This is a genomic window from Priestia megaterium (assembly GCF_046599315.1).
Lineage (GTDB): Bacteria > Bacillota > Bacilli > Bacillales > Bacillaceae_H > Priestia > Priestia megaterium_F.
Genome location: NZ_JBKIKC010000021.1, coordinates 1 through 21,267 on the forward strand (window position 1 = coordinate 1; position 21,267 = coordinate 21,267).

At 34.0% G+C, this 21,267-nt stretch carries 17 protein-coding genes and 3 pseudogenes; 13 read left to right on the plus strand and 7 right to left on the minus strand.

From position 1 onward, the window contains the following. Positions 1 to 28: 28 nt before the first annotated feature. The 5 genes and pseudogenes from ACLHDF_RS29190 to mmsA all read right to left on the minus strand — a co-directional run bounded on the left by ACLHDF_RS29190 (position 29) and on the right by mmsA (position 5,520). Positions 29 to 184 carry a class II fructose-bisphosphate aldolase gene (locus tag ACLHDF_RS29190; RefSeq protein ID WP_413921903.1) on the minus strand — a complete coding sequence of 52 codons (156 nt, stop codon included), beginning with the start codon at positions 182 to 184 and terminating at the stop codon, positions 29 to 31. Positions 185 to 212: 28 nt separating this feature from the next. Next, positions 213 to 2,112, minus strand: a pseudogene (iolD, locus tag ACLHDF_RS29195) (3D-(3,5/4)-trihydroxycyclohexane-1,2-dione acylhydrolase (decyclizing)). Positions 2,113 to 2,127: 15 nt separating this feature from the next. After that, complete coding sequence (gene iolC, locus ACLHDF_RS29200; RefSeq protein ID WP_413918286.1) at positions 2,128 to 3,126, minus strand: 5-dehydro-2-deoxygluconokinase; 999 nt, start codon at positions 3,124 to 3,126, stop codon at positions 2,128 to 2,130. Between the two features lie 21 nt (positions 3,127 to 3,147). Next, the gene (gene iolB / locus ACLHDF_RS29205) at positions 3,148 to 3,966 is read right to left on the minus strand and encodes a 5-deoxy-glucuronate isomerase (RefSeq protein ID WP_413918285.1); all 819 of its coding nucleotides are present in this window, start codon (positions 3,964 to 3,966) and stop codon (positions 3,148 to 3,150) included. Between the two features lie 90 nt (positions 3,967 to 4,056). Next, entirely contained in the window at positions 4,057 to 5,520 is a 1,464-nt protein-coding gene (mmsA, locus tag ACLHDF_RS29210) for a CoA-acylating methylmalonate-semialdehyde dehydrogenase (RefSeq protein WP_413918893.1), read from the minus strand. A gap of 323 nt (positions 5,521 to 5,843) precedes the next feature. Between mmsA and ACLHDF_RS29215 the strand changes: the two genes are divergently transcribed. The 9 genes and pseudogenes from ACLHDF_RS29215 (at position 5,844) to ACLHDF_RS29255 (ending at position 17,069) form a co-directional block, all read left to right on the plus strand. Beyond that, on the plus strand, positions 5,844 to 6,608 hold the full coding sequence (locus ACLHDF_RS29215; protein WP_413918284.1) for a DeoR/GlpR family DNA-binding transcription regulator: 765 nt from the start codon (positions 5,844 to 5,846) through the stop codon (positions 6,606 to 6,608). 207 nt (positions 6,609 to 6,815) lie between these two features. Further along, positions 6,816 to 7,811: a LacI family DNA-binding transcriptional regulator gene (locus ACLHDF_RS29220; protein ID WP_413921904.1), complete on the plus strand. Its 996-nt coding sequence runs from the start codon at positions 6,816 to 6,818 to the stop codon at positions 7,809 to 7,811. Positions 7,812 to 8,283: 472 nt separating this feature from the next. Then, positions 8,284 to 9,303, plus strand: a complete 1,020-nt coding sequence (locus tag ACLHDF_RS29225) for a Gfo/Idh/MocA family oxidoreductase (RefSeq protein WP_413921905.1) — start codon at positions 8,284 to 8,286, stop codon at positions 9,301 to 9,303. Between the two features lie 146 nt (positions 9,304 to 9,449). Continuing rightward, entirely contained in the window at positions 9,450 to 10,292 is an 843-nt protein-coding gene (locus ACLHDF_RS29230) for a sugar phosphate isomerase/epimerase family protein (RefSeq protein ID WP_413921906.1), read from the plus strand. 68 nt (positions 10,293 to 10,360) lie between these two features. Beyond that, complete coding sequence (locus ACLHDF_RS29235) at positions 10,361 to 11,254, plus strand: sugar phosphate isomerase/epimerase family protein (protein ID WP_413921907.1); 894 nt, start codon at positions 10,361 to 10,363, stop codon at positions 11,252 to 11,254. Positions 11,255 to 11,664: 410 nt separating this feature from the next. Beyond that, positions 11,665 to 13,089, plus strand: a complete 1,425-nt coding sequence (locus tag ACLHDF_RS29240; protein WP_413921908.1) for a sugar porter family MFS transporter — start codon at positions 11,665 to 11,667, stop codon at positions 13,087 to 13,089. Positions 13,090 to 13,828: 739 nt separating this feature from the next. Next, positions 13,829 to 13,936, plus strand: a pseudogene (locus ACLHDF_RS29245) (transaldolase family protein); the annotation flags it as partial. A gap of 622 nt (positions 13,937 to 14,558) precedes the next feature. Next, a complete protein-coding gene (locus ACLHDF_RS29250) occupies positions 14,559 to 15,935 on the plus strand; it encodes an aspartate aminotransferase family protein (protein ID WP_413921909.1) in 1,377 nt (458 codons plus the stop codon). 282 nt (positions 15,936 to 16,217) lie between these two features. Continuing rightward, positions 16,218 to 17,069, plus strand: coding sequence for a MurR/RpiR family transcriptional regulator (locus ACLHDF_RS29255; RefSeq protein ID WP_413921910.1), 852 nt, complete (start codon positions 16,218 to 16,220; stop codon positions 17,067 to 17,069). A gap of 698 nt (positions 17,070 to 17,767) precedes the next feature. Here ACLHDF_RS29255 and ACLHDF_RS29260 read toward each other — a convergent pair. Further along, positions 17,768 to 18,040 carry a GlsB/YeaQ/YmgE family stress response membrane protein gene (locus tag ACLHDF_RS29260; protein ID WP_098579725.1) on the minus strand — a complete coding sequence of 91 codons (273 nt, stop codon included), beginning with the start codon at positions 18,038 to 18,040 and terminating at the stop codon, positions 17,768 to 17,770. A gap of 240 nt (positions 18,041 to 18,280) precedes the next feature. Here ACLHDF_RS29260 and ACLHDF_RS29265 point away from each other — a divergent pair, with 240 nt between their 5' ends. The 4 genes and pseudogenes from ACLHDF_RS29265 to ACLHDF_RS29280 all read left to right on the plus strand — a co-directional run bounded on the left by ACLHDF_RS29265 (position 18,281) and on the right by ACLHDF_RS29280 (position 20,939). Then, positions 18,281 to 18,505, plus strand: coding sequence for a hypothetical protein (locus ACLHDF_RS29265; protein ID WP_340444251.1), 225 nt, complete (start codon positions 18,281 to 18,283; stop codon positions 18,503 to 18,505). 85 nt (positions 18,506 to 18,590) lie between these two features. Then, positions 18,591 to 18,752, plus strand: a complete 162-nt coding sequence (locus ACLHDF_RS29270; protein WP_413921911.1) for a hypothetical protein — start codon at positions 18,591 to 18,593, stop codon at positions 18,750 to 18,752. A 1,098-nt stretch (positions 18,753 to 19,850) separates the two neighbouring features. Beyond that, the gene (locus ACLHDF_RS29275; protein ID WP_413921912.1) at positions 19,851 to 20,192 is read left to right on the plus strand and encodes a hypothetical protein; all 342 of its coding nucleotides are present in this window, start codon (positions 19,851 to 19,853) and stop codon (positions 20,190 to 20,192) included. A gap of 126 nt (positions 20,193 to 20,318) precedes the next feature. Beyond that, positions 20,319 to 20,939: pseudogene (locus tag ACLHDF_RS29280) on the plus strand (recombinase family protein). A gap of 137 nt (positions 20,940 to 21,076) precedes the next feature. Here ACLHDF_RS29280 and ACLHDF_RS29285 read toward each other — a convergent pair. Beyond that, entirely contained in the window at positions 21,077 to 21,238 is a 162-nt protein-coding gene (locus ACLHDF_RS29285) for a hypothetical protein (RefSeq protein WP_413921913.1), read from the minus strand. Positions 21,239 to 21,267 lie beyond the last annotated feature (29 nt).

Sequence of the window (21,267 nt, forward strand, 5' to 3'; positions counted from 1 at the left end):
TAGGTAATCTACAGTCTATCAGAAGAGGCTACAATGATGGGAATTTGTCCTCTTGAGCTGCTTCTAAAATAGCTTCGGCCCATTGAAAACTATTAATATTAATCTGCGCAACCGCATACTTTTCTTCTTTTCCTTTCAAAAGCATCTCTTTCATGGAAACTAAACCTTTTAGTACCAACGTCACTTCTATCTCACCTCTCTTATTTAGCTAATTAGTATTGTTTTGCCGTCTCTAATTTTTGTTGTCTAAATTCGTGTGCTTTTTGAATACTTTCTTTATTTGATACTTCCGCCACGCCTACGTTCCACCAGCTGTCATAGCCATCTGTCATAGTCTTCGGTAGTACTTTAATATCAATTAAAGTAGAAACTTCTTGTTTCTTAGCATCTTCTAAAGCTTCCTTTAATTGTTCAATTGTATTAACACGATACGTTTTTGCCCCATATCCTTCTGCTGTTTTCGCATAGTCAATATTTAAGATTTGGTTATCATGGGTTCTGAATTCGCAGAAATAGCTACCACTACCATGATCCATTTGTAAATTGTTGATGCATCCAAAACCAGAATTATCAAATAGTATAATATTAATTTTTTGGCTATATTGAATAGCTGTTATCAATTCTGAGTGCAACATTAAGAAACTTCCATCTCCAACAAGTGAGTAGACTTCTTTTGTTGGTTCAGCCAATTTAACTCCCAATGCACCTGATACCTCATATCCCATACATGAATAACCATATTCAACGTTGTACGTATTTGGTACGGACGTATTCCAAATTCGCTGTACGTCTCCAGGAAGAGATCCTGCTGCAGTAATGATTGTACTATCTGGTGCAATCGTATCATTAACGGTAAGTAGAGCTGTTGTTTGAGCCAATTCAGTATTTAAGGTATCAGCGTACTCATTCAAAACATCTTGTGAAAAATGATTTTTAACTTCTGGATCAAAATTCTCACGTGTAAAGGTTACTTTACTTAAACGATCACGTTCAGTTATCCATTCATTCTTCAATTCAGTAATAGTTTGACCAAACTTACTTTCATAGCCGTCTAAAAGAGGTGCCAATTGTTCTAATGTTAGTTTTGCATCTGCAACAACTTGGAAGGCATCCATTTTGTATGCCTGTAAACGACTAACGTTAATGTTTAAGAATTTTGTTTGATCAAAATTAAAGGCAGTTTTGGATGAAGTAGCAAAATCCGTATATCTAGTGCCAATTCCAATAATCAAATCTGCTTGACGTGCTGCTTTATTAGCTGCTAGTGTACCCGTAATTCCCATTCCGCCTAGGTTATTCTTAAAACTAGACTCTACTGTAGCCTTACCAGCTTGTGTTTCGACTAATGGGATATTATGTTTCTCTGCTAGAGTAATTAAGATATCGCGAGCACCTGAATATTTTGCTCCTCCACCAACAAGAATAACTGGTTTTTTACTTGATTTAATTAACTCAGCTGCACCATTCAGCTCGCGTTCTACAGGTGCTTTGCGATCTAAATAATGCACACGCTTCTCAAAGAATTTTTCATCATAGTCAAATGCTTCACCTTCAACATCTTGTGCAATACAAACTGTAGCAGGGCCAGCTTTTCCGGGATCTGTCATCACTTCAAATGCACGAATTAAGCTAGACATTAATTGTTCAGGGCGTGTTACACGATCCCAGTATCTTGAAACAGGTTTTAAGGCGTCATTTGTTGTAACTGCCAAGCTATATTCCTGTTCAAATTGTTGTAAAACTGGATCAGGCTGTCTTGTTGCAAATGTATCGCCTGGAATAAACAGCACGGGGATATTGTTAGCTAAAGCTGTACCAGCAGCTGCTGCTAAGTTAGCTGATCCCGGACCAACAGAAGTTGTTACAGCGTAAATTTTCCGGCGTAACATTTGTTTACTGTAAGCAATGGCCGCCTGTGCCATCCCTTGTTCATTCTTTCCTTGAATGACCTGATTCTTGTTCAAGTGCCTGGCCTATACCTAATACATTCCCATGCCCGAATATATTAAAAATGCCTTCAACAAACGGAAACTCTTCACCGTCAACATGGATATATTGTTGATTTAAAAATTTAACGAGGGCTTGTGCTGTTGTTAACCTAATTTTCCCCATGGATATTATCACCTCTTACTTAGTTGTAACTGTTTCTTTTGAATATTCAGCAATTAATTTCTCGATTTCTTCTACCGTAGGCATTGCCTCAGAAGAACTATGTTTACTTACAACAATGGCTGCAGAAGCACTTCCATATTTTAGTGCCGTCTCAATATCTTTTCCTTTAATGAGTGCATATAAGAAGGCAGAGGCGTAAGAGTCACCTGCACCAAATGTTTTTAGTACCTTTGTTAAGTACGCTTGACCTCTAAATACCTCTCTTGACTTTGTATAAGCGTACGATCCCTCAACGCCATGTTTAATAACGATTAACTCTGGAGAATGGTTAAATAGATGATTTACAGTATCGTCATTACTACCATCTTTACTATTTTCCATCACATCAAACTCATCGCGTGTACCTACCACAACATTTGCTTGCTCGGCGACTAACGTATAGTAAGCTGATGTTTCATCAGGTGAAGCCCATGTATATGGACGGTGATCTAATTCAAAAACAATTTTCACATCATTTTTTTTCGCTAAATGTACAGCTTTTAATACGGCTTCCCGCGAAGGGCTCTTCGCTAAGGCTGTACCTGATACAAGAAGAATCTTTGCTTTCTTAATATACTCTTCACTAACTTCGGATGCTGTTAAGAAAAGGTCTGCTACTTCATCACGGTACATTAAGATGCTGCATTCTTCTGGACTTTTAATCTCGGTAAAAGCTAATCCAGACTTATGTCCTTCCTGATCCACTACCATATGAGAAGTATCTACTCCAATTTCTCTCATATATTGTTCAATAAAACGTCCATGCTGATCATCTGATAATTTGCCAATAAATCCTGCTTTTAGACCTAATTTAGACGTTCCAATCGCAATGTTAGCTGGTGAACCTCCAACATATTTCTTAAACGTCATGGTTTCTTCCATAGGACGGTTATATTCGACTGCGTTTAAATCGATGCATGCACGACCAATTGCGATAATATCAAATTCTTTTTCTGAGTTAAATTCAATCTTCATATTGCCAAATCTCCTCATTATTTATTTTCGTTCTAAAATCCATTCATGAGCTGGTTCGTTGTGAAACTTCCAAGTTCGTGTAGGTCCCGCCATAATATTTAAATAGTAAGATTCGTATCCATCTGGCACTGATACAGGATGATACCCTACAGGAACTAACACAACATCCCCATTTTCCACTGCCATCGTTTCATCAAGTGAACGGTCATCTGTATACACACGTTGAAAAACAAAACCTTGTCTAGGATTCATTTCATGGTAGTACGTTTCTTCTAAAAATGATTCATGAGGTAAGTTATCTTGGTCATGTTTATGAGGAGGGTAGCTAGACCAATTACCACTCTCTGTGAATACTTCTACCACTAATAAACTATTTGCAGAGGGATCGGAATCCGGTAAGATATTATGTACCAAACGTTTATTATTGTACTTTCCTCTATTCTCAACACTATTATCCTCTGCTTTTATGAGTCTTGTAGGCAATTGTTTCGTAGATGGGGAATAGCAAAGAATAACACGTGCTTTTGTAACGGCTTCAACCGTAAATGTTCGATCATTTGAAACATATACACTATCCGTTGGTTTCTTTTCGAAAACGCTTTCTCTAGTGCCGATACTTTCAAACGTTTCCTCTTGATCTGTTACATTAATTTTTCCTGTCAAAGCAACAATACAACATTCTACTTTTTCTAGTTCTTCTTTATAGATAGCTCCTGGGTCTAAATCTACAATTTTCATTCCTACATACTCTAATGATGAATTCTCACTTGTTACTTCATGAACTACTTTGACTCCTGGTGATGTTTCAACTGGATTGGGTTTTCGGAGTAATTTACTCATTTACTTTTCAACTCCTATATCGTTTAGTTATTTATGAATGGCTATTATCCCAGCTTAGGATACCTAGGATAATAGCCAATTTACTATTTTTTATTCAAAGGATGGTGCTTTATAATTTGCTGTTACTACTTTTTTACGCGTATAGAATTCAACGCTATCTTTACCGTTTGCAGGTAATGTTCCATAGAATGAAGATTTCCAACCAGAGAATGGGAAGAATGCCATTGGTGCTGGAACCCCTAGGTTGACACCTAACATACCTGCATCAATTTTTTCACGGAAATAGCGAATAGATGAAGCATTTGATGTATAAATGCATGCGCCATTTGCAAATTCTGATTTATTTGCTGTTACCACTGCTTCTTTTAAGTTCTTAACACGTACGATAGATAATACTGGAGCAAAAATTTCATCTTTCCAAATGTTCATGTCTGTCGTAACGCCATCAAAAATAGTTGGGCCTACAAAATATCCGCCTTCTGGCGTATTATCACGGCCATCACAAACTAATTTTGCTCCTTCTTCAATTCCTTTTTGGATATAGCCTAATGTACGTTGTTGGTTTTGCTCTCTAATAACCGGGCCTAGGAACACGCCCTCGTCTAAACCATTACCAATTTTTACGCCTTTAGCTTTTTCCACTAACTTTTCAAGGAATGCATCTGCGATACCTTCTTCTACTGTTACAACAGAACACGCCATGCAACGTTCACCTGCAGATCCAAATGCAGATGCCACTACGTTTGATACAGCAAGTTCTAAATCTGCATCATTTAAAACAATAGAATGGTTTTTTGCACCTGTTAAGGCTTGTACACGTTTTAAGTTTTCACTTCCACGTTTATAAACATATTCACCAACTGGTTGAGAGCCAACAAATGAAATGGCTTTCACTTCTGGATGATCTAGAAGTCCATTTACCACATCATGTGCACCATGTACAATGTTAAATACGCCTTTTGGAAGGCCAGCTTCTTCAAATAATTCTGCTAATTTTTGAGCTAACAATGGTGTTCTTTCAGATGGTTTAAGTACAAAAGTGTTACCTACTGAAATTGCCATTGGGAACATCCAACAAGGTACCATCATCGGGAAGTTAAATGGTGTGATTCCACCGACTACGCCGATTGGGTAACGGTAGTTTGTGATTTCTACATCCGTTGCAATCGTTGGAATTGAGTCGCCCATCATTAGAGTAGGAGATCCTGCAGCAAATTCAACATTCTCAATTCCACGCCCTACTTCACCTAATGCTTCAGCAAGATTCTTTCCGTTTTCGATTGTAATGATTCGAGCTAATTCATTTTTATTACTTTGTAATAGCTGTTGGAAGTTAAATAAAATTCTTGCACGTTTTTGAACCGGGACATCTTTCCATTTTTCAAATGTTTTTGCCGCAACTTCTACTGCATAATCAACTTCTTCTTTTGTAGAGATTGGAACTTGAGCAATTACTTCTTTTGTGGCTGGATTATATACATCTTCGTATTGAGTAGTTTTACTTTCTACCCATTCACCGTTTATGTAGTTTTTTATTTTTTCTACTTTTACCATTACTTTAGACATTTATTTTTCCTCCTTAATTGTAATTAAATAAATAGATGTTTCAGTATTTTCAAGATACTAGGTTAAATCATACTCATAAAAGAAAACCTAAAAATATATCGATTTTTTGTCATCTTTTTATAATATCTTGGTTATATTTTGGTTAAGTTAGATTAAATACTAATACTATAAATCACTTCAGTCAACCTTTAATTTTTCATTTTTTATAATTTTGGTGAAGTTTTGATGATTTGTTGGTAAAATATAATCATATAAACCATTGTTGTTTTTATTGATTTTAGAAGCTATTTTAATGCAAAGGGTGATAAAAAATGATTAAGGATAAACGTATAAATAAAATTGAAGAATATATTATTGAACACTCATCGGTTTCTTTAGAAGAGTTAACGGAGGTATTTCAAGTTTCCAAAAATACAGTTCGACGTGACATACAGGAACTAGTTGACAGAGGAGACTTTCAAAAAGTATATGGTGGTATAACTGTTAAGCAGGATAAACGTACAAGGTTAGAGTCTTTTCAAACTAGACAAGTCCGTAATCAAGACGAAAAGAAGAGGATAGGAAGAGTAGCTTCAAGTTATATACAAGATGGAGATATTATCTTCATTGACTCAGGAACAACAACAATTGAAATAATTGAATTTCTCAGTAACAAACAGATCACGGTTGTCACAAATAATATTGATTTTATTGTAAATGCACTTCCGTATGAAAACTTAAATATAATAACTATCGGAGGGATTCTTGAAAGAAAAACAAATTCATTCGGAACCATGAAATACATGAATATTTTAAATTCGTACAACATTAACAAAGCATTTATGGCATCAACAGGAGTATCCATCTCCAATGGTGTAACAAACGCTTCACCACTGGAGAGTGAATTAAAAACATCTATTGTTAAAAGATGCGGAGAAGTATTTTTGTTGGTCGATAATACTAAATTCGATAAATACGGATTAATGACTTATTGTGAATTAAATGAAATTCATTATCTAGTTACTAATAAAAAGCCTAGTGAGGCTTATTATGATTATGCAAAAGATAATCACATTGAGTTGATTATAGCTGAATAAGTGAAGAGGCTCTTTCTTGTTATTAGCGAGAATGAGCCTTTTTATTTGCTCATAATTTGGAACAGTTACTTAAAACGAGTTCGTTCAGGAGTTTTAACACTTATTTTCGAATGAAAGTAATCTTTACACCGGAATTGAACCATTCTATCTAGAATTAAAATAGGTTAGAATAGATGTATAAGCTGTTATGAGGAAAGAGGAGGAAAAATGAAACCAACAATATACGACGTAGCAAATGAGGCAGGTGTATCAATTTCAACTGTTTCAAAGGTACTGAATAATACAGGTAGTATTGCAGAAAAGACTAGAAAAAGAGTTAGGGAAACAATGCGTGAACTAAATTATCAACCTAGCGTGGTAGCTTCAGTCAAAAAGCGTATTCAAACTATCGGGCTTCTAATACCTAATATCGCAAATCCTTTTATGGCAGAAATCGCAAGAGGGATTGAGAATCATGTAAAAAAATATGGCTTTAGTCTAATGATTTGTAGTACAGATAATGATTTAAAAAATGAAATAGAATATATTTCTATACTAAAACAAAAATATGTAGATGGTGTGATAATTGCTACGGGGTTAAAAGAAAATAAAGCAATAAAAGAATTACTTAAAGCAGAGATCCCCGTTACCTTACTTTCAAGGGATGTATCATCACTAGCTGTGGATGCAGTTTTAGTGGATGATTTTCTAGGAGGCTATCAGGCTACAGAGCATCTAATAAGTCTAGGTCATGAGAAGGTTGCAATCATTACTGAAGATATTAATTTTCCTACTATACAAGCAAGGGTTGAGGGATATAAGAAAGCGCTTGAAGAAGCAGGGTTGGAATACGACGAAAGTCTAGTGTTTTCGAATAACACCTCGGTTGATGAAGGAAACCAATCCACACGTGAACTTTTAACTTCAGTTTCTCCCCCTACAGCTATCTTCGCTTCAACTGAATTTCTTGCAATTGGAGCAATACAAGGTGCACGTGAACTTGCAGTGAAAGTTCCAGAGGAGTTATCAATTATTGGATTCGATAACACTGTTTTGTCTACAATTTGTGATCCTCCTTTAACTACCATAGCTCAGCCTATTCAAGAAATGAGTGAAAAAGTTGTAGAGCTACTAGTAGCAGAGATTGAAAACCCAAAAGAAACTAAACAGCGTGTAGTTTTATCTCCAAGATTAGTAGTTCGAAAATCTACCTCGCATATTTGAATAAAAGATATAATTAAACTTTAAAGACAAGGTAAAAATGCCAATAAGACATTTTTACCTTGTCCTTTTTTATTTCTTAATTAACTATACGGTATGCAGCCTATAAACTTTATTTATTCAAAAGTTAATATAGCTATTTTAAAAAAAGAGAATGATATTTATTATTTATTTAAATTTTTAAAACATTATTGACAATAAAAAAAATTAAAGATAAACTCTTCATTAAGGAAAGAACTTTCCTTTAATTTTGTTAAAAAATTAGATAATTACTTTGTTTATATGTTTACATCAAGTGAAATAAGTAATTTTCGCTTGTTATTTCTTCAATTGTAAGGAAAGTGTTTTCCTTTTAGTCGACTTATGATGAATAAAAGGATTAATTACACAAGTGTATGAAAGCGCTACAAAAAATGTTGTAAAAAGCTCTTAATAAGAATGAGCGAATTAATATTTGTTTTAAGGAGGAAGAAAGATGAAAGAAATTAGAATTGGACTTGTTGGGGCAGGACGTATGGGAAGTTTTCATGGGAAATCTATTGCTCACAAAATTCATGGAGCTAAGCTTACTGCAATTGCTGATCCATTTCCAGGAGCAGCAGAGAGATTGGCGTCAGAACTTGGAGCTTCCAAAGCATATACAGATCCAAAAGAAATGTTTAAGGATCCAAATGTTGATGCGGTAATCATTGCAGCCCCTGCACGTTCACATGCAGAACTTGTTGTAGCTGCTACTAATGAAGGGAAAGCAGTTTTTTGTGAAAAGCCAATGGCAGTAACTTTAGAGGAAGCTGATAAAGCTATTGCAGCAGCTCAAGAAGCAAATGTTCCATTACAAGTTGGTTTTAATCGCCGTTTTGTTTCAAGTTTTAGAGCTGCTCACGATGATATTGTCGAAGGAAGAATTGGAACTCCACAATTATTAAGATCACTAACTCGTGATCCAGGACTAGGCGATCCGACTCCGATTCCAGAGTGGACAATCTTTCTAGAAACTTTAATTCATGACTTTGATGCATTACTTTATTTGAACCCAGGTACTGAACCAATTGAAGTGTACGCTGTAGCAGATGCACTTGTAAGACCAGATTTTAAAGATAAAGGCCTTCTTGATACAGCAGTTGTAAATATCCGTTTTGATAATGGAGCAATTGCAACAGCTGAAGCAAATTTCCAAGCAGTATATGGATATGATGTACGCGGTGAAGTATTTGGTTCAGCCGGAATGGTAACGGCTGGAAGTGTACAACAAACAAATATGGTCCGTTACACAGCAGAAGGAATCAGTAGCAATACATGCCGACAAGATACGGAGTTACTACATGATGCTTACGTCGCTGAATTAGCTTCTTTTGTAGAGTGTGTACGTACAGGAAGTACACCATATGCGACAGGTGTAGATGCTCGTAGAGCTCTTTCAATTGCACTGGCTTGCATTGAATCAGTTAAAACAAATGCACCAGTAAAAGTTAAGCAAAATGTACAGCTAGTCTAAACAAAGTAATTGCATTGAAAAATAGCTATTTTACCTATACCTAAAAAGAAAGCGGTATCATTATATATTTATCCTGTTCTTTTAGGTATAGATTTCTGTAATGCACATTTTTAGATAAATTAAATACGTAAAAGAGGGAGAAAAGAATGAAGATTTCAATTTGTAGCTGGACTTTTGGGGATATACCTTTAGAAAAGACAATGGAGTTTGTAGCTAATACGGGATATGACGGAATTGAAATTAGGGCGGCAGTAGATGATTATAATTGGAACGATATTAGAAAACATGCAGAAAATTTAAATCTAGAAATAAGTGGTTTAACAGGAGATACTGGTTGGCCAAATGAAGAACAAGATTTAGCAAATGCAAGTGCAGATAATCGAAAAAAAGCAGTTGCTTACTTTGAACGCCAAATTGAAGCTGTTAAGGAAGTAGGAGGAGAGTATTTAGTTGTTTGTCCTTCTGCTGTTGGTAAAACAGCACCAATGGGAGCACCAGGAGAAGATTGGAAATGGTCTATTGATTCTGTACAAAAACTAACAAAAAAAGCAGAAGAACTAGATATTACACTTGTAATTGAACCTTTAAATAGATATGAAAGTTGTCTTGTTAATACTGGAGCTCATGGTGTAGATTTCGTTGAAGAAATTAATCACCCAAAGGTAAAAATGTTGCTAGATTCATATCATATGAATATCGAAGATCCAGATCTTGAGTCACCTTTTTTGAATGCAGGTAACAAACTACATATACTTCATGTAGCTGATAGTAACCGTAGAGCAATTGGACGTGGCCATATTGACTTTACTTCATTTATTTCTGGAATTAAGAAGGTAGATTTTGATGGATATGTTGTCGTTGAAGCAATGGCTCCAGGTCCAAATCCTTTCCAGCCAAATAAAGGAGCTAATATGGATATGATCTATACCTTTACGAAAGAAAATTTAACTTTCTTACAAAACAACTTTAAATTTACGAAACAGCTTTAAATGATAATATCTCTTTTTTATAAAAAACGTGTCTAAAGGAAAGATAATATGGAAGAGGGATTTTTATTATGAAAATAAAGTTTGGGACGGCTCCTTGTTCCTGGGGGATATGGTTTGCTGAAAACGAAAAGCAAACGGATTGGAAACGTTGCCTTGATGAAATACATGAGGCCAAGTATGAAGGCATTGAGCTTGGACCGTGGGGATACCTCCCTAATAAATATCACCAATTAAAAGAAGAACTTGAGAAGAGAAATTTAAATCTAACTGCTACAACTCTCATGGACGACCTTACTTCTGATAGCACAACAGAAAAGATGATTGCGACACTTGATGAAATGGCACAGTTACAACTGAATTTTTCAACTGCTCGATATGTAGTTTTAATTGATGCATGTTATACAGATCTTTTTACGGGAGAACTTATTCGACCAAAAGTGCTAACTGATAGTGAATGGGATAGATTTGTAAAAAACATCAATAAAATAAAAAACCATGCAAAAACAAAATATGGACTTGAAACTATATTTCATCCTCATGCGGAAACTCATGTTGAAACAGAAGAACAAATTGAGCGTTTATTGCGTGATACAGATATTAAATTGTGTTTAGATACAGGACATCATGCTTATGCAGGAGGTAACCCTATTACTTTTATGCGTAAACATTATCTCCGTATCCCATATCTTCATATTAAAAATTGTAATTTAAAGATAAGAGAAAAAATGCAAAAAGAAGGCTGGTCCTTAGCAAAAGCAGTAAGTGAAGATATTATGTGTGAACCTCAACTTGGTGTGGTAGATATGAAATCATTTTTCAAAGTCCTACAGGATGTTAACTTTAAGGGTTGGGCTATTGTTGAACAAGATATGTACCCTGTTGCATTTGAGAAACCACTTCCAATTGCTAAGAGAACGAGAGAGTATTTACAAAAAATCAGTCAAGAAACGGTAACAAATTAACATTTATTATTATGTCCTTATATCTGAACGGAGTATAAGGACACAATTTTATAGCTATACAGCATGAGAGAATTTATATAATATGCACTCTTTGTATACTAGGCTATCCTCACTCAACAACTCTTGGTTTATTGGTTAGGATTTATAACCTCTACATAATGAAGTTAAATCTTTTTCTAAAACAAAAAGTAAGCGCTTTAAAATAGAGGAAGATACTTATAAAAAACTATCATTACACATAGAGGCTATCACTTATAGAATAAAAAGCACCATAATTTTCTGAAAATTTAATCAAATTTAGATATTAAAAGGTCCGGTAAAGAACCAAATTTATTTGATGGTTAGGCCTATAAGCCTAATATGGTTACCTGTTCATTTGGTCATAGAAATTTTATAAGGGGATGAATAAATTGGAGATAAATAAGGGGAAAAAGAGAATAACAGACATTGAAGTATCAGACCAAGCTTCTGAAAAAGTGGGATCGAAATGGTTTTCCTATATGATTTATTTCTTTGGTGGCTTAGGTGGATTGTTATTTGGATATGATACAGGGGTTATCTCAGGTGCCTTGCTCTTTATTAAGCAAGATTTAGGTTTAGATCCTACATTGGAGGGTTTTGTGGTTAGTAGTGTAATGTTTGGTGCAATATTAGGTTCTGTAGTGACTAGTCCTCTATCCGACAAATTTGGACGTAAAAAACTAATCGTTATACTTGGTTTGCTTTTCACTGTTAGTAGTATTGGAACAGCTTGGCCTCCTAATGTTTATGTAATGATTGTCTTTAGAGTTTTACTTGGTATTGCAGTTGGAGGCGCATCTGGGTTGGTACCTATGTATTTAGCAGAGCTAGCGCCTGCCGCAAAGCGAGGAATAATAACGGCATATAATGGAATCATGAATGCAACAGGCATGCTTTCAGCTTATGTAGTCAATTACCTGCTAGCACCATCAGGAGATTGGCATGTTATGTTAGGAATTGCAGTAATCCCTTCTGGTTTATTATTACTTGGTATGCTGTTTATGCCAGAAAGCCCAAAATGGTTAACACAGAACCGTAAATCAAATAAAGCAAGAAAAGTCTTGTTGATGACATATGACAGTATTGAGGAAGTCGACAAGGAAATGTTTGTAATGGAATCCTTAGCAAAAAGGAATGAGAAAGGAAACTTTTCACTTTTATTTGCTAAGTGGGCGCGTCCAATTGTATTGACAGGAATATTGGTTGCTGTCTTTCAACAATTAACAGGAGCTAATACCATCTTTTATTATGCACCATCTGTTTTGTCTGCTGCTGGGTTAGGGGATTCAGCTGCAATCGCCGGTACAATTGGTGTTGGGATTGTAAACTTATTTATGACAATTGTTGGATCTTATCTTGTAGATCGATGGGGACGGAAAAAATTGTTGCTGTTAGGTAGTATAGGGATGGCATCAGCCTTAGTAATACTAGGGTTGGCTGAATTGATACCTGGTATCCCACCTATGTTAATATTAGTAGCTATGTGTTTCTTCATGGTTTCGTATTCTACTACATGGGGAATGGTTGCTTGGGTTGTATTAGCAGAGATTTTCCCACTAAAAATCCGAGGAATGGCAATGGCTGTTTGTACGTTCTGTTTATGGAGCTCTAGTGCAGTTATTGCTTTAGGGTTCCCGATAGCTGCTAACGCATTTGGACCAGCTGCTATTTTCCTATTCTTTGCGGGACTTTGCATACTTAGTTACTTCTTTGTTAGAAATAAACTACCTGAAACAAAAGGGAAGACGTTAGAAGAAATCGAATTAGACTTTCGTTTTGAGAAAAATTTTGAAAAACAACAAATGGTTAAATAAAACGATAAAATTATTAGAAAGTCTCAGTAAGCCCTGCATTAATCAATCAAGATAAAAATAGGATATATAATAGGGTGAATAACCACATATTAGTACTGTCTTTGACCCTTACTTCCATAAGGGTTCTTTTTTATGGTGGATTCCGCCAAAAGTGATTATGGCAACTCCCTTTGAATAGCTAGTTTTTTAAAGAATCAATGATAGCAAGAAAACAAAAGTTTCTAAAGCGCTGAAATTTGCATCGAATGATTCATTTTATACGTAAAAACAAATTTAATTTTCTCAGAGAGCGTTTCCCTGCATAGTAAATACATATATTTGACGTTTTCCTACCCGAAAATAGTGAATTTTTCATTTAGTGAACAAATTATGCTCCTAAGAGGGCTTACTCAAGCTTGTTGCTTGCTTTATTAATACCACGTAGAAATTAGGATGAAGATGGAGGGGACAGTTTGATACAGCGTAATCTTATTTTTTATCCATGTTAATTGCTTCTAGTTTTTCGGAATATATAGAAAAAGACTGACTAGGAATTGTTTCGTTACTTCTCTTTCTTTTTTATAATAAGGAAACGACCCTCTAAAGAGGGAGTTTCACTTTATAACTGTGGTAATTTCAGGTAGAATGAAAGAGGCTCCTCAGCGATCTTGAAGCTTGGGAAAGTATAGATTTCATACATATAACTCTATTGTCAAGAAAAAATAAATTTTGATTTTTAAACTATTGGAGGAAAGAAATTATGAAATTTTTTATTGATACTGCAAACCTTGAAGACATTAAGAAAGCATACAAAGTGGGAGTTTTATCTGGCGTTACAACCAATCCATCTCTAGTAGCAAAAGAAGGCTAAAGGGTGAAAGTGGAAAAACGTCTCTAACACTTTTGCTTCCTCTTCAGATGGAGAGGCAAGATCTACCCAGAACCACTTAATTGAAGGTCAGATAAGTGATCAAGGGGGACATCTTCTTTGACGTGTAAGTTTTGTGTAATAGCCACTTTCGAATCATGATGTTGTTCCCCCATGTGATTAATGCTTCTCTATTTATAGTATGTTACATAGAATAAACAATTAATCCCACTGCTAACAAGGTAATGAAATCTTTCGGATGTTTTCTTCTCTTTTCTTCACTTGTATCGATAAGGTTAGATAAAAAAGAGAAATTCTTATTTGTTCAGGAACTTTCATCTTTTTTTCACTATTAAATGATAAATTAATTGTTAATCATGCTGTAAAGCATTTTTTCATAGATATTCCCCTTTCCATTTTCAGGCTTACCTATAAGAGGTGAGCTTTTTTTCTTATAATCTGCATTTTATTTACATAATGTTTTTTTATCGGTAGAAGGTCCGTTATTTAAACTTATTTCCTTTAAATCAAGAAAATCTCCCTGTTTTGAAATTTATATTTCATGATATAATATTTAATGAAATTATTGTTTCTTTACAAATAATACAGTGGAGGTTTTTTTATGAAAATTCAAGAAGAGGTACTACTTTCCGAAAAGACTAAAAAGTCTGCAAGTTTTTTCCGCAAAGCATGTGAAGTAATTCCTGGAGGTGTTACAGCAAACATTAAATATTTTAATCCTCACCCATTAATGATGGAAAAAGGAGAAGGAAGTAAACTTTTTGATGTGGATGGAAACGAATATATTGATTATCTTTTATGTTATGGTGCTCTGATCTTAGGACACGGACATCAGCAAGTATTTGAGGCTGTAACGGAACAAATGATGGAGTCGGGTACAACTATTTTCGGTACGCCGCATAAAATGGAAACAACGATGGCAGAAAAATTAGTTGAATTATATCCTGGTATTGAAATGGTTCGCTATACAAACTCAGGGTTAGAAGCTACACTTTTAGCTATTCGAACAGCGGTTGCCTATACAGGCAAAGAAAAAATTGCTAAATTTGAAGGTCATTATCATGGGGGATATGATCAAGTTTTAGTAAGTGTTAATCCTGATATAGATAAAGCAGGGGAGGCAATAGCTCCTAAAGCAGTAGAGGAATCAAGAGGACTGCCAGATTATTATCTTGATAATACAGTGATTCTTCCATTTAATGATTTAGAAGCAACAGAAAAGATTTTAAAAGCTCATGCTCACGAACTAGCAGGTGTAATTTTAGAACCTATTCAAGGTGGATTTATCCCAGCTGATCAAGATTTCATGACTGGTCTTCGTAAAATTACGGAGGAACTTAATATTGTGTTGATTTTTGATGAAGTAAAGACAGGTTTTAGAATTTCACTTGGGGGAGCACAAAAAATCTATGGAGTTAAACCAGATATTACTGCTTTAGGAAAAGTACTTGGCGGAGGTTTTCCAGTAGGGGCTATTGGTGGTAAAAAAGACATTATGATGATTAGTTCTGCTAGAGATGGACGTGATATTTTAACAGCTGGAGCAGAGAATAAGAATAAACAAGATCCTCTATACCATAGTGGGACATACAATGGTCATCCAACTATACTTGCGGCAGGTTTAGCTACAATTAATGTATTGGAGCAGGAAGGTACAATGGACCAATTATTTGCAAAAACTCAATTATTAAGAGATCAATTAGAAGAAGTATATAAATCCCACGGGTTGACTATGCAAACAGTTGGTATGGGGAGTATTTTTAATATTATTCTCGGTGACGGGAATATCAAAAATTATCGTGATATGAGTAAAGTAGATACAAAATTACGTAAAAAAATTGATTATGAGTTATTGAAACTAGGTGTCTATACGAAGCCACTTAACCGTTACTCTACGTCCGTTGTTCACACAGAAGAAGATATCCAACGTACAGTAGCAGCACATGACGAAGCAATTAAGCGTGTAATCAATAAATAATACATCAATTCATTAAGAGCTATAATAACTATGCACATGCATAATTTGTTATAGCTCTTCTTTTTATTAGATGCTTCTATTTAATATGTAAATGTTTTCGGAAAAGTATAGACTAGTCGTTATCGGTAATCTTTTAAAAACCTTGAAGGGCATACGCTAGAAGGGTATTCTAAAACTAATCAATTTTTTGAAGGGCATTTTAGTTTATAATGGTGAATATATAATTTAAAATAATTTTTAGTATATATAACTCGATTAGATCGAAGGAGATTATTAAATTAAATGGAAAATGTTTATAAGCATATTGCAGAACAGATGCCTACTATGAGTAAATCAAATTTGAGAATAGCTAAATACATTTTAGAAAATCCTAATACGGTTCCTTTTTTAACTGGAGATAAGTTAGCCAAGATTACAGGGGTTAGCCCTGCAACTGTTGTGCGCTTTGCTACTTTTTTAGGATATTCGGGTTATCCAGAACTTCAACAATACATGCAAAGCTCTGCCCAACAACAGTTGACAACAACTGAGAGGCTCAAAATTTCCAAAGAAGTATATAATGACCAAGATCAAAGCGTATACGATATCTTTTTAGATGATATTTCAAACATTAGATCCACTTTAGATAGATTAGATATAGAGGTCTTTAAAAGTGCGGTAGAGAGCCTAATTAAAGCTAAAAGAGTATATATTGTGGCAAATAGAAGTGCTACAGCTTTAGGCGTATTTTTACAGTACTATTTGCAACTCCTTTTAGAACAAGTCGAGCTCATTCATTCAATTGAGAATGTATCAGAACGTATATTTGATTTAAATGAAGATGATGTAGTAATTGGAATTAGTTTTGCACGATATACGAAAAGTACACTAAAAGTTCTTTCATATGCGAAGGAAAAAGAAGCAACAACCGTTGCAATAACAGATAATCTATTATCGCCTCTAATACCTTATGCAGATATCCCATTAACAGCATCTAGTCAAATGCCGACTTTTATTGATTCATTTGTAGCTCCACTTAGTCTTATAAATGCATTAATTATATCTGTGGGAAAAGAAAAAGAAGAAAACTTTCAGGATAAACTAGAGTCCCTTGAGGAAATATGGGATAAATTTAATATTTTTTATAAAAATTGATTGAAATAGAGTTAAATTATACGTACATAATAAAATAAATAAAGCAAGCTCCCCTTGAAGATCTGCTTTATTTATTTTATTTTAGTCAATACAACTCCTATCAATCAATTGTATAACTGATTCTATTTAAATTATCTAGATGATAAAAACTTATCTATTAAGTAAACTACTCAAGATGTATAAAAACATCACGGCTAGCTTCTAATTACGTCATGAAAAAAACTACTGGTCCCTGATGAGCCAGTAGTTTTTTTCTGTTTTCAGAATGTATATAATATACAGCATTAGTTAACATAAACACTCTTTCCGGAACAAATAAAAAAACACCCTGCCACGCGCCCAGGGGGAGTGTTCAATAAAGTATAAATAACTTTAAATGTTGCCTGTAAATAAGAACTTCCGTTCTTTATTTCTAAACATTCTCCATAATAATAATAAGCGACCTTATATATTCTAAACTGAATTAACAAGGTCGCTTATATTATATTCTGATTTAAAATCTTTTTGTCTTTTCCTCTAAAAAGTACCTTACTTTTCATTAAACTCTTGACTCATTATCATTGTCATTATTAATTTGATTAAACAAAAAAGTAAGATAAGAATCTAGTTCAAATCGATTTTCTTCAAAAAAGTTAGATAACATAGACTTGTTTTCTTCTTTCGCTTTTAGTTACTCCAATTTAAATTTTTTCGCTATCTTATGCATGATGACTATGATTATTCTTTTGACCCATTTTTCGTAAAATAAAGCTTATAACTAATACTAAAATAATTGATCCAATAATTGCGGGAATGATTGCGAATCCACCAACAACTGGTCCCCAATCCCCCAAGATAAGGCCGCCTAACCAAGCACCAATAAAGCCTGCAATAATATTGCCAATAATACCCCCAGGAACATCACGCCCCGTAATCAAACCAGCAAGCCACCCGATAATTCCACCTACGATTAGCATCCATAGAATTTCCATCAGTAATTCACCCCTTTTAAAATATTTAGTTGACTTTACCCCTATCTAAAACCAATTAATCATGGTATTTTTTTCTTATTTAGCGTCTTTTCCCTCATTTTATTTATCTTTATAATTGAGTCAAAACTTCGATAAGGATAGGTTTAAGATCACCTTCGTTAGGATAAAAGTAAATAAAATATTTCACCTATAGGAGGAGATCTACATGGATATATATAGTCGAAACAGGGGGGGATTAAAATGACAGAGTCAAGAAAAAAATCCCCTCATCCTCAAGAGACTAAAAGAAGGGATCATGCCGAGCAGTATCCTACGGAGAATGAAACTCTATTTGATCGCTTTAAAATTGAAGAGACAGTCGATCCAATACCAACTGAAGAGTTAAAGATAGAAAAACAAGATGAAAGGAATAAAAAGAAAACTAAAAATGAATCCTCCACTGAAAATAAATATAAAAAAAATTAATATTAAATCAATAGCATGAAAAAGTAGATATTCTAATTACTTATTAAACTAAGTTACTAAAAAGTATTTGAAAGGAGTCGGAAGAATGGAAAAAACAGAACTACAGCCGGTTTTTGTTTATTTACATCCAGATGTATTAGCACAAGGGGGTATTTATTTTATCGGACTAAATAAACGAGACAGGGAGCTTCCTCCGGCGAGTATTGAACATTTACGTTTAGATATGGCTAAACAATATTTCCCTTGAGATCTTGAAGCTCACCTTGTTGTAGAAGAAGGAAGATTCCAATAGGATGCTGTAAAAAAAGACTATATAGAAATCGTCGCCTAATAAAAATCTCGACATTTTACTATGTCGGGATTTTTTGTTTAAATAGTTTATTTTATAGAATAGGGAGCTAACGCTATATAAGTAAATGAAGTTTCAAAATAGATAATAATTAAAATTCCCATCTTAAATATATGGAAAAGGTTATTATAGTGGATCCAATTTGAATATCTAACATGATTATTTTCCCAGTTTATTATAATAATTTAAATGGGAAATAAACAAGAAAACAAGAATGCTCTAAGGAGTTTTAAAGATTATTCGTTATCTATATAAATATTCTATTTTTCTTGAATTAATTAAACCTCTCTTACAGTAGATTTATTAAATTAAAGGGAGGAGAAAGATGCCAAATTTTAAAGAACAAAATTAATCTGTAAAGGAGTTTGCAGTAGAAAAGGCATACCTACAATTTATTTTTCCATTTGCTTTAAAAAAAGACCGTTCAGATAACCTAATTCAACAGCTTCAGAAACAAGGCTATGAATTTTTCACACTTAATAATGCCCAATTGCAAGATAAATACTACGGTGAACATACCGTTTCACATTATCATATGGAGAAAATTTTCCTACCTCATATTGAACCCATTATTTCCCCCTCTGATTCAACGAAAAAAGAGGGTTTTAGAAGATTCTCTAAGATATTTAATCAGGAGTATTTCCTAAAAGGAAAGTATCTTCAAACAAATTTTCAACTATTGTCCATAGATATTATTATTTGTCCTTTTCAAATAGGCATGATGAATATACGCGTTGAATTACCTGATAACATGTCTTATTCAGAAGTAATAGAATTCACTGACTTATTTCGTGTAATGGAACCACTCGTAGATGAAGATTCAGATATACAGGTAGGGACAAAAGTCAATCTTATAAAAGGATAAAAGATTTCATTTTCGAATCATTATGTCCTTTTATGAAAGATTTTCTTGATCAAAAAAATATAACTTCTTTTTATTTTGGAAGCTTACCTTTTTATATAGATGAAAGACTATATGTGGTAGGATATATAGCATTGCAAGAAGGGAGTATCCTCGATGTAGAAGAAATTTATCGATTAGGAAACATCAGTGGATTTGACAATAAAGGTCATCCGTTTATTGGAGCAAAAAATCCTGCTTATATGAAGCGATTTTATGATAATCATGTATACGACAGATGGGCAGATGAAACGTATTATGTGGTAACAGATTATACATTTTCCTGTATGACCAAATCACAGGGAGAAGTTACATACATGCTTGCCAACCAAATGTTTGGACAATACTACTATTCCTTTCTTCTTTTTTGTTATTACCGAATTGCACTTATGAAGCTTACCTATGACCAAAGAAAACTTCATAAAGGTATAAAATGAAAAGACTGCTCATCGAATATTGTAGGTGTTTTATAAATTTAGATAGTTTATTTCGGATAAAAACAAAATAAGTAAAGAAACAATCATAAATCTAATTTTTTAATATTGAATAATAAAGGAGAAAAAATGGAAAATAGAAGATTTGGATACATACGTGTGAGCAGCTGAGATCAAAATGAAGGTCGTCAACTTCAATCGATGCAGGAAGTGGGTATTTCTTCTCGTGATATTTTCATTGATAAACAAAGTGGAAAGAACTTCAATCGCGAACAGTATCAATTATTAAAAAGAATGATTCGTAAAGGGGATACCCTTTACATTCATTCCTTAGAGCGTTTTGGTCGCAATAAAGAAGAAATTCTTCAGGAATGGAATGCCATTACAAAAGAGATTGAGGCCGCCATTGTAGTTTTAGATATGCCGTTGTTAGATACAACTCAGTATAAAGACAGTCTCGGAACATTTATTGCGGATTTAGTTCTGCAAATTCTATTTTGGGGGGCTCAAGAAGAACGGGACCGAATTCGTAAGCGACAACGTGAGGGAATTGATGCTGCGCTAAATAAGGGAGTGTCTTTTGGGCGACCTAAAGCTCAAGTCAGTCAGGAGTTTATTGAAGTTTATAATCGATGGAAGCAAAAAGAAATTACAGCCGTACAGGCAATGAAGGAAGCAAATGTAAAAAAGACAACGTTTTATAAGTTAGTAAAGCAACATGAAAATACGCTTGGTGTGACTAATATATAATAGGAAGAAACTCGTCTGAAAATTGCTTACTTTTGAGAGATAAGCTTATTTTAGACGAGCTTTTTATAATGATTATGAAATAAACGTTAACTTTTAAAACTTATAAACGTTAATAATGAATCATACAATAAAAGTGATTAGTATACATCCAAATCTAATTTAGAATCATTAAAATAAATAACCTCTGAAAGGATTCTACAACCTTGGATTTCTTTGAAGGCTTTTCTTGCTTCTATTTCGTTTTCATATTCAAACATTGTAGTATTGTTTAGATTTGAATAAGTAGTGATTATCCACATAAAAATAGCTCCTTTATTTATATTGATTT